Source organism: Kineococcus glutinatus (assembly GCF_039542765.1).
In the GTDB taxonomy this organism is placed as follows: Bacteria; Actinomycetota; Actinomycetes; order Actinomycetales; family Kineococcaceae; genus Kineococcus_A; species Kineococcus_A glutinatus.
Map to the genome: position 1 here is coordinate 1 of NZ_BAABIL010000057.1, position 9692 is coordinate 9692.

General features: G+C 76.7%; 9 protein-coding genes and 1 pseudogene. All 10 read left to right on the forward strand.

Translation table 11 applies throughout. From position 1 onward, the window contains the following. Positions 1-2486: [protein-PII] uridylyltransferase (locus tag ABEB16_RS03025; RefSeq protein ID WP_345710799.1), on the forward strand; the 2486-nt coding region annotated here is incomplete at its 5' end. A gap of 65 nt (positions 2487-2551) precedes the next feature. Further along, positions 2552-4135, forward strand: a complete 1584-nt coding sequence (gene ffh / locus ABEB16_RS03030) for a signal recognition particle protein (RefSeq protein ID WP_345710800.1) — start codon at positions 2552-2554, stop codon at positions 4133-4135. Positions 4136-4164: 29 nt separating this feature from the next. After that, positions 4165-5259, forward strand: a complete 1095-nt coding sequence (locus tag ABEB16_RS03035; RefSeq protein WP_345710801.1) for an amidohydrolase family protein — start codon at positions 4165-4167, stop codon at positions 5257-5259. A gap of 201 nt (positions 5260-5460) precedes the next feature. After that, positions 5461-5805 (forward strand): annotated as a pseudogene (gene rpsP, locus ABEB16_RS03040) (30S ribosomal protein S16); the annotation flags it as partial. A 7-nt stretch (positions 5806-5812) separates the two neighbouring features. Continuing rightward, entirely contained in the window at positions 5813-6055 is a 243-nt protein-coding gene (locus ABEB16_RS03045; RefSeq protein ID WP_345710802.1) for an RNA-binding protein, read from the forward strand. A gap of 96 nt (positions 6056-6151) precedes the next feature. After that, on the forward strand, positions 6152-6685 hold the full coding sequence (gene rimM, locus ABEB16_RS03050; RefSeq protein ID WP_345710803.1) for a ribosome maturation factor RimM: 534 nt from the start codon (positions 6152-6154) through the stop codon (positions 6683-6685). A gap of 2 nt (positions 6686-6687) precedes the next feature. After that, positions 6688-7509, forward strand: coding sequence for a tRNA (guanosine(37)-N1)-methyltransferase TrmD (gene trmD / locus ABEB16_RS03055; protein ID WP_345710804.1), 822 nt, complete (start codon positions 6688-6690; stop codon positions 7507-7509). A gap of 171 nt (positions 7510-7680) precedes the next feature. Next, positions 7681-8040, forward strand: coding sequence for a 50S ribosomal protein L19 (gene rplS, locus ABEB16_RS03060; RefSeq protein ID WP_345710805.1), 360 nt, complete (start codon positions 7681-7683; stop codon positions 8038-8040). 139 nt (positions 8041-8179) lie between these two features. Continuing rightward, positions 8180-8905, forward strand: a complete 726-nt coding sequence (gene lepB, locus ABEB16_RS03065) for a signal peptidase I (protein ID WP_345710806.1) — start codon at positions 8180-8182, stop codon at positions 8903-8905. After that, positions 8902-9666, forward strand: a complete 765-nt coding sequence (lepB, locus tag ABEB16_RS03070; RefSeq protein ID WP_345710807.1) for a signal peptidase I — start codon at positions 8902-8904, stop codon at positions 9664-9666. Before lepB (ABEB16_RS03065) ends, lepB (ABEB16_RS03070) begins: the two co-directional genes overlap by 4 nt. The last annotated feature ends 26 nt before the right edge of the window (positions 9667-9692 follow it).

The following is a 9692-nucleotide window of genomic DNA, read 5'->3' on the forward strand; positions in this document are numbered from 1 at the left end:
GTGGTCCTCCACCGCCCGGCCGGGCGCCGCCGCTCCCCGCGCCGCGCACGACCCGCGCGCCAGCCGGCCCGTCCGGGCCACCCGACCCGCCCGAGGGGGGAACCACCCTGAGCAGCGACCTGCGCACCGAGCGCCTCTCCCTCGCGGTGCGCGCCGGGCGCCCCGGTCCCGCCCGCCGCGCGGAGCTGGTGGGCCTCGTCGAGCGGCGCCTGCGCGAGGTGTGGGCCGAGGCCACCGGCTCGCTGCCCGCCCTCGTCGCCGACCCCAGCGGTGTGGCCCTGGCCGCCGTCGGCTCCCTCGCCCGCGGCGACTGCGGTCCCGCCAGCGACCTCGACCTCGTCCTCGTCCACGACGGGCGGCGGGTGGCGGCCTCCGACGTGGCGGCCCTGGCCGAGAGCATCTGGTACCCGCTGTGGGACGAGGGGCTGCGGCTGGACCACTCGGTGCGCTCGGCGACCGAGTGCCGCGAGGTGGCCCGCGCGGACCTCGCCGCGGCCGTCGGGCTGCTGGACCTGCGCGCGATCGCCGGCGACACCGCCGTCGTGGCCCGCACCCGCGCCGCCCTCCTCGGCGACTGGCGCTCCGGGATCCGCAAGCGGCTGCCGGCGCTGCTGGACTCCTTCGCCGAGCGCGCCGCCCGCCACGGGGAGCTCGCCTACCTCCTGGAGCCCGACCTGAAGGAGGCGCGCGGCGGCCTGCGCGACGCCGTCGTGCTGCGGGCGCTGGTGGCCAGCTGGCTCACCGACCGCCCGCACGGCCCCGTCGACGCCGCGCACGAGCTGCTGCTCGACGTGCGCGACGGCCTGCAGGCCACCTCCGGGCGGCCCACCGACCGCCTCGTGCTCGCCGAGCAGGACGCCACCGCCGTCATCTGCGGCTACACCGACGCCGACGCCCTGCTGGCCGCCCTGGCGCAGGCCGCGCGCGTCGTCTCCCAGGCCGTCGACACCACCGCCCGCCGCGCCCGCCAGGCGCTGCCCTCGCGCCGCTTCCGCCCCGGTCCGCGCCGGCCCCGGTTGCGCTCGCTGGGGCACGGCCTCGTCGAGCACGACGGGGAGGTGGTGCTGGGCGGGCGCGTCTCCCCGGCGGAGGACCCGGTGCTGCCGCTGCGCGCCGCCGCCGCCGCCGTGCGCAGCGGGCTGCCGCTGTCACCGGTGACGCTGCAGCACGTCGTCGACGCCGCCCCCGCCCTGCCCGACCCGTGGCCGCAGGTCGCGCGCGAGGCGCTGCTGGAGCTGCTGGCCTCCGGGCCGGCGCAGGTGCCGGTGTGGGAGTCCCTCGACCTCGTCGGGCTCGTCGAGCGCTGGATCCCGGAGTGGACGGCGGTGCGCAACCGCCCGCAGCGCAACGCCGTGCACCGCTACACCGTGGACCGCCACCTCGTGGAGACGGCCGTGCGCGCCCAGCCCTTCCTGCGCGACGTGCCGCGCCCGGACCTGCTGCTGCTCGCGGCGCTGACCCACGACCTCGGCAAGCGCCCCGGCGAGCACGACCACGCCGCCGCCGGCGCCCCGCTGGCCCGCCGGGTGTGCGAGCGCCTCGGCCTGCCCGCCGCCGACGCCGCCGTGGTGGAGCGCCTCGTGCGCGAGCACCTCACCCTCATCGAGCTGTCCACCCGCCGCGACCCCGACGACCCCCGCACCGTCGACGCCCTCGTCACCGCCGTCGAGGGGCGCGCCGACGTCCTCGCGCTGCTGCGGGCGCTCACCGAGGCCGACGCGCTGGCGGCGGGCCCGGCGGCCTGGTCGCCCTGGCGGGCCCGGCTCGTCGACGACCTCGTCGGGCGCGCCGAGGCCCGGCTGCGCGGGCAGGAGGCCCCCGGCCCGGCGCCGTTCGCACCCGAGGAGCAGGAGCTGGCCGCGCAGGTCGCCGCCGGCGGGTGCACGCAGGTGCGGGTGCAGGAGGTGGACGGGTTCTCCGTCGTCACGGTCGTGACCGCCGACCGCACGGGGCTGTTCGCCGACCTCGCGGGCCTGCTGGCCGGTCACCGCCTCCTCGTGCGCTCCGCGCTCGTGCGCACGCTGCACGGCGTGGCCGTGGACACCTGGTGGGTGGAGAGCCCCAGCGGTGACGCGCCCTCCGCGGACGGGCTGCGGCAGGCCCTGGACCGCATCGAGGCGGGGGACACGGCCCTGCTGGAGCGTCTCGTGCGCCGCGACGCGCAGCGCCGCCCGCCCGGCGGGGGGGTCCGCGCGCTGGTCGCCCACCCGCGGGTGGTGATCCTGCCGGGCGCCTCCGAGCGCGCCACGGTGATCGAGGTGCGCGCGGCCGACCGCCCCGGCCTGCTGCACGCCCTCGGGCGGGCGCTGGCCGCCGAGGGCGTCGACATCCGCTCCGCGCACGTCGCCACCTACGCCGCGCAGGCCGTCGACGTGCTGTACCTGGCCGAGCCCGACGGCTCCCGGCTCTCGCCGCCGCGGGTCGCCCGGGTGGTGGCGGCGCTGTCCGACGCCGCCGAGCAGCCGGGGGAGTCCACCCGCGCCTGAGCCCGCCGCGGGTCCCGCACCCTCGCGCGACGTGACGGCGGCGGGGCTGCGGCTAGGCTTCGGGCGTGTTCGCCTCGCTCTCCGACCGCCTCACCGCCACCTTCCGCTCCCTGCGCGGCAAGGGGCGGCTGTCGCCGGAGGACGTCGACGCCACCGTCCGCGAGATCCGCCGGGCGCTGCTGGACGCCGACGTCGCCCTGCCGGTCGTCCGCCAGTTCACCGCCGCCGTGCGCGAGCGCGCGCTCGGGGAGGAGGTGTCCGGTGCCCTCAACCCCGCCCAGCAGGTCGTCAAGATCGTCAACGAGGAGCTCATCGGCATCCTCGGCGGTGAGACGCGCCGGCTGCGGCTGGCGAAGAACCCGCCGACGGTCATCATGCTGGCCGGTCTGCAGGGCGCGGGGAAGACGACCCTGGCGGGCAAGCTCGGGCGCCACCTGAAGAACCTCGACCACCGGCCGCTGCTGGTGGCCTGCGACCTGCAGCGGCCCAACGCCGTCAACCAGCTGCAGATCACCGGTGAGCGCGCCGGCGTCGCCGTCTACGCCCCCGAACCCGGCAACGGTGTCGGGGACCCGGTGGCGGTGGCGCGCGCCGGGGTCGAGCACGCCCGCTCCCAGGGCTACGACGTCGTCGTCATCGACACCGCCGGCCGCCTCGGCGTGGACGCGGAGATGATGCGGCAGGCCGCGGACATCCGCGCCGCCACCGACCCCGACGAGGTCCTCTTCGTCCTCGACGCCATGATCGGCCAGGACGCCGTGCAGACGGCCGAGGCCTTCCGCGACGGCGTCGGTTTCACCGGCGTGGTGCTGTCCAAGCTCGACGGCGACGCCCGCGGCGGCGCGGCCCTGTCGGTGCGGTCGGTGACCGGACAGCCGGTGATGTTCGCCTCCACGGGGGAGAAGCTCGACGACTTCGAGCTGTTCCACCCCGACCGGATGGCCTCGCGGATCCTCGACATGGGCGACGTCCTCACGCTTATCGAGCAGGCCGAGCGCGCCTTCGACGCCGACCAGGCGCAGCAGATGGCGGCGAAGTTCGCCAACGACGAGGACTTCACCCTCGAGGACTTCCTGCAGCAGATCGCGGCCGTGCGCAACATGGGCTCGATCAAGAAGATGCTCGGGATGCTGCCGGGCATGCAGCAGGTCCGCGAGCAGCTCGACGCCTTCGACGAGCGGGAGTTCGACCGCATCGAGGCGATGGTGCGCTCCATGACCCCGCTGGAGCGCCGCCAGCCCCGCATCATCAACGGCTCCCGCCGCGCCCGCATCGCCGCCGGCTGCGGGCAGAGCGTCTCCGCCGTCAACGACATGCTCGAGCGCTTCGGGCAGGCGCAGAAGATGATGCGGCAGATGCGCAAGGGCCTGGCCGGGGGCATGCCGGGCATCCCGGGGATGCCCGGCGTGCCCGGGGGCTCGGGCAAGAAGCAGCGGGCCCGCACCGCGCCCTCGAAGGCGAAGAAGGGCAAGTCGGGCAACCCCGCCAAGCGCGCCGAGCAGGAGCGCAGCGCCGCGCAGCGCGCGGAGGCGTCGCGCACCGCGGCGGCGACCTCGGCGTTCGGGCTGCCCGACCCCGAGCAGCAGGCGCCCGACCCCTCCTCGCTGCAGCTGCCCCCCGGCTTCGAGAAGTTCCTCGGCGGGCGCTGACCCGCCCGGCCGGCGCGGCGGAGCGCCCCGTGGACGTCCTGCACCTGCGCGGTCCCGTCCTCGTCGGCCCCGAGGACGTGCGGGTCGAGGCGTGGGTCGTCGGTGGCCGCATCACGTTCGAGCGGCCCACCGCGCCGGGCGCCGACGTGCAGGAGCTGCGCGGCTGGGTGCTGCCCGGCCTGGTCGACGCGCACTGCCACGTCGGGCTCGGGCCGGGCGGGGCGGTGGACGCCGCCACGACCGAGCAGCAGGCGCTGACCGACCGCGACAGCGGGGCGCTGCTGCTGCGCGACGCCGGTTCCGCCGCCGACACCCGGTGGGTGGACTCCCGCCCCGACCTGCCGCGGATCCTGCGGGCCGGCCGGCACCTGGCGCGCACCCGCCGCTACCTGCGCGGCCTGGCCGAGGAGCTGGAGCCGGCCGACCTGCCCGCCGCCGTGCGGGAGCAGGCCCGCCGCGGCGACGGCTGGGTGAAGGTCGTCGGCGACTGGATCGACCGCGACAGCGGCGACCTCGCGCCGTGCTGGGACGCCGCGACCCTGCGCGCCGCCGCCGAGGCCGCCCACGGCGAGGGCGCGCGCATCACCGCCCACCAGTTCGGCGAGGACGGGGTGGCCGAGCTGATCGACGCCGGCTTCGACGGCATCGAGCACGGCACCGGCCTGACCGCGGCCACGATCGCGCGGGCGGCGGCCGCGGGGGTGGTGGTGGTGCCCACCCTCGTCAACATCGCGACCTTCCCGGGCATCGCGGAGCGCGCGGAGGGCAGGTTCCCGCGGTACGCGGCGCACATGAGGGCGCTGCACGCCCGCCGCCGCGCCACCGTGCGCGAGGCGTGGGAGGCCGGCGTGCCGGTGCGCGCGGGCACCGACGCCGGCAGCGTGCTGCCCCACGGGCTGATCGTCGAGGAGGTGGCCGAGCTCGCCGCGGCCGGGCTGCCCGCCGTGGCGGCCCTCGACGCGGCGACGTGGGCGGCCCGCCGCTGGCTCGGTGCCGACGGCCTGCAGGAGGGCGCCGATGCCGACCTCGTGGTGTGCCCCGCCGATCCGCGCGCGGACCTCGGGGCGCTGCGGGCGCTGCGGGCCGTGGTGCTGCGCGGTGCACCGCTGCCCGCCGCCGGCTGACGGCGCCGCCGGCCGACGACGTCCCTGGCCGGCGGCGTGCTCGGGGAACGCCCGGTGCGCGGCGTCTGGCACAATGCTGGAGCACTCGAGTGCCGGGGACCCTCTCACCCCGGCACCCGCGTCCGAGAGCCACCCGGCGGGCGAACCCCACCCCCGGCCGGTGACGCTCACCCCAGACCAGAACCGGAGTGTTCCCCCACCGTGGCTGTCAAGATCCGTCTCAAGCGCATGGGCAAGATCCGCGCGCCGTACTACCGCGTCGTCGTGGCCGACTCCCGCACCAAGCGCGACGGCCGCGCCATCGAGGAGATCGGCAAGTACCACCCCACCAGCGAGCCGTCGCTCATCGACATCAAGTCCGACCGCGCGCAGTACTGGCTCGGCGTGGGCGCGCAGCCCACCGAGCAGGTCCTGGTGCTTCTCAAGATCACCGGTGACTGGCAGAAGTTCAAGGGCCTGCCGGGCGCCGAGGGCACCCTGCGCCACCCCGAGCCGAAGCAGAAGCCGGTGGTCGCGGCCGCCGCCGACGCGCCGTCCACCGAGAGCTGAGCCGGTGCTCGCCGACGCCCTCGAGCACCTCGTGCGGGGCATCGTCGGGCACCCCGACGACGTCCGCGTGACGTCGAAGGCGCTGCGCCGCGGTGCCGTGCTCGAGGTCCGGGTCAACCCCGAGGACCTCGGGCGGGTCATCGGCCGTTCCGGCCGCACGGCCAAGGCGCTGCGCACCGTCATCACCGCCCTCGCCGGCGGCCAGCCCGTGCGCGTCGACCTCGTGGACGTCGACCGCCGCCGCTGACCGCCCCCAGCACGCGCCAGGTCCTGCCGCCGGGACCTGGCGCGTGCTGCGTTGCCCGCCCGCCGTCCCACCCCTCGTGCCCGCCTTGGAGCTGCCGTGGACTACGTCGTCGCCCGCATCGGCCGCCCGCACGGCATCCGCGGTGAGGTCACCGTGGAGGTGCGCACCGACGACCCCTGGCGCCGGCTGGCCGCCGGTGCCGTGCTGCGCACCGATCCGGCGGGTGCCGGGCCGCTGACGGTGCGGTCGCTGCGCGAGCACCAGGGCACCCTCCTGCTCGGCTTCGCGGAGCACGCCGACCGCAGCGGCGCCGAGACGCTGCGCGACGTGCTCCTGCTCGTCGACGTCGACGAGCAGGGCGACGCGGAGGAGGACGCCTGGTACCCGCACCAGCTCGCCGGGCTGGTCGCCGTGGACACCGCCGGGGGCGTGCTGGGCACCGTCGCGGACCTGCTCACCGGCACCGCCCAGGACCTGCTCGTCGTGCGGCCTGCGGCCGGGGGGGCGGACGTCCTGGTCCCGTTCGTGCGCGCGCTCGTGCCCGAGGTGGACGTGCCCGGCGGCCGGGTGGTGGTCGACCCGCCCGGCGGGCTGTTCCCCTCCACGGGTGCGGACGGGGAGGACGGCTGAGGGTGCGCGTCGACGTCGTCACCATCTTCCCCGGCTACCTGCAGCCGTTGTCGCTGTCCCTCCTCGGGCGCGCGCGGGCCGACGGCCTGCTCGACCTGCGGGTGCACGACCTGCGCGAGCACACCCACGACCGGCACCGCACCGTCGACGACACCCCCTACGGCGGTGGGGCGGGCATGCTGATGCGCCCCGAGCCGTGGGGGGAGGCGCTGGACGCCGTGCTCGCCGACCCGCCGCCGGGAGCGCACCCGCAGGGTCCGGTGCTGCTCGTGCCGAGCCCGGCGGGGGAGGTCTTCCGGCAGGCCGGCGCCGTGGAGCTGGCGGCCGAGCCGTGGCTGGTCTTCGCCTGCGGGCGCTACGAGGGCATCGACGCGCGCGTCGTGCAGCACTACGCGGACCGGGTGCGGGTGCGGGAGGTGTCCCTGGGCGACTACGTGCTCAACGGCGGCGAGGTCGCCGTGCTCGTGGTGGTGGAGGCCGTGGCGCGGCTGCTGCCGGGGGTCGTGGGCAACGCCGCCAGCATCGAGGAGGAGAGCCACGCCGCGGCCCACGACGGGCTGCTGGAGGCACCCGCCTACACCAAGCCCCCGACGTGGCGCGGCCTCGACGTGCCCGCGGTGCTCTCCTCCGGCCACCACGGCCTCGTGGCGCGCTGGCGCCGCGACGAGGCGCTGCGCCGCACCGCCCGCCGCCGCCCCGACATCGTCGCCGGTCTGGACGTGGCCGCCTGCGACGGCGCGGACCTGCGCGTCCTCGCCGAGGAGGGGTGGGCCCCGGACGGCTCGGGACGGTTCGGGCCCGCGGCCCGCGCTGTGGCAGACTGATCCGTCGACACCTGCCGCCCCCGTCCGGGAGCGGCACCGACACCGCGTCTTCCGGTCCCGCTCCGGCGGGGATGCGCCCCTGCCGCAGGGGGTGTGCGCAGCACCGGGCACCAGGCGCGACCACCGATCGACGCGCGGGGACCTGTGGCGCCCGCGGAGGAGACAGCGAACATGAACCTCCTGGACAGCCTCGACGCCGCCAGCCTGCGCGACGACGTCCCCGACTTCCGGGCCGGCGACACCCTCAAGGTCCACGTCAAGGTCGTGGAGGGCAACCGCTCCCGCGTGCAGGTCTTCCAGGGCGTGGTCATCCGCCGCACCGGCGGCGGCCTGCGCGAGAGCTTCACCGTGCGCAAGGTGAGCTTCGGTGTCGGCGTGGAGCGCACCTTCCCGCTGCACACGCCGATCATCGAGAAGATCGAGGTCCTCACCCGCGGCGACGTGCGTCGCGCCAAGCTGTACTACCTGCGCGACCTGCGCGGCAAGGCCGCCAAGATCAAGGAGAAGCGCACCACGCCCGCGGGGCGCTGATCCGCACGGGTCGTCCGGGCCGCAGGCCGTGCTCCACGCACGGGCTGCGGCCCGTCGCCGTCCCGCACCGCGCCACGTCTGCCGCCTCGGCCCCCACGCGGGCCGACGCACACACCGCCACCGTCCGGCAGGGAGCCCCGTGACCGCAGCCGCCGCAGGAGCCGGTGCCCCCGGCCCGGCCACCGGGGTCGCCGTGCGCGACGACGAACCCTCGCTCGTGCGCCGCCGTCGTCCCGGCCGGCGGATCCCCGCGGGGGCGCTGCTGCTCGTCCTCGCCGCGGCCCTCGTGCTGTCCCTGCTCGTGCGCACGGTCCTGGTGCAGGCCTTCTCCATCCCGTCGGACTCCATGGACCCGACGCTCGTGCCCGGCGAGCGGGTCGTCGTGCTGCGCAGCGCCGTCGCCGGCGACATCTCCCGCGGCGACGTCGTCGTGTTCGACGGTGCGGGCACCTTCGCCCCCGCCCCCGAACCGGCCACCGGTCCGGCCCGCATCGGCGAGGCCGCCGGGGTCCTGCTGGGCTTCCGCCCGGGCGAGGTGGACTTCGTCAAGCGGGTCGTCGGCCTGCCCGGCGACCGGGTGACGTGCTGCGACGACACCGGCCGGATCACCGTCAACGGCGAGCCGCTGGAGGAGCCCTACGTGCACCCCGGCGACGCGCCGAGCGAGGTGCGCTTCGACATCGAGGTGCCGGCGGGCAGGCTGTGGCTCATGGGCGACCACCGCAGCGACTCCGCCGACTCACGCGCGCACCTCGGCGACCCCGGCGGCGGCACGGTGGCGGTGGACGACGTCATCGGCCGGGTGGTCGCCGTCACGTGGCCGCTGAGCGCCCTGCGCACCGTCGCGGCCGGCGGCGAGCGGTGAACGGTCCGGTCGACGGCGGGTCCGCCCAGCCCCAGGAGCCCACCGGTGCGCCGCAGCACGGCGCCGCCGCGCAGCCCCCGCGGCGCGCCGGGCAGGGGCTGCTCGCCGCCGTGCGGGAGACCGTGCTCGTCGTCGCCGTCGCCCTCGTGGTGTCGCTGCTCGTCAAGACGTTCCTGCTGCAGGCGTTCTACATCCCCTCGGAGTCGATGGAGGAGACCCTCGAGATCGGCGACCGGGTGATCGTCAGCAAGCTGACCCCCGGGCCCTTCGAGCTGCACCGCGGCGACGTCGTCGTCTTCCAGGACCCCGGTGGCTGGCTGCCCGACCAGGAACCGAGCACGCGCGGTCCGGTCGCCAGGGTGCTGGCGTTCGTGGGGCTGCTGCCGGAGGACTCCAACGACCACCTGATCAAGCGCGTCATCGGCCTGCCCGGTGACCAGGTCGCCTGCTGCGACCCCTCCGGGCACGTCACCGTCAACGGCACGGCCGTCGAGGAGGACTACGTGTACCCGGGCAACGTGCCGAGCACGAAGACGTTCGACGTCACCGTGCCCGAGGGTCGGCTGTGGGTCATGGGCGACCACCGCGAGCGCTCCGAGGACTCCCGCTACCACCCCGACCTGCCCGGCGGTGGCACCATCCCCGTCGACCTGGTGACGGGCCGCGCCTTCACCGTCATCTGGCCCCTGGACCACTGGGCCTGGCTGTCGACCCCCTCGACGACGTTCACCGGCGTCGGAGGGGTTTCGGGCACCCGGTGAGCACCCCACCACCCGCCCCGGCGCGC

What these genes read in the sequence shown, in the direction of transcription:
- rplS (WP_345710805.1), top strand. Translation starts at nt 7,681, where the DNA reads ATGAACCTCCTGGACAGCCTCGACGCCGCCAGCCTGCGCGACGACGTC.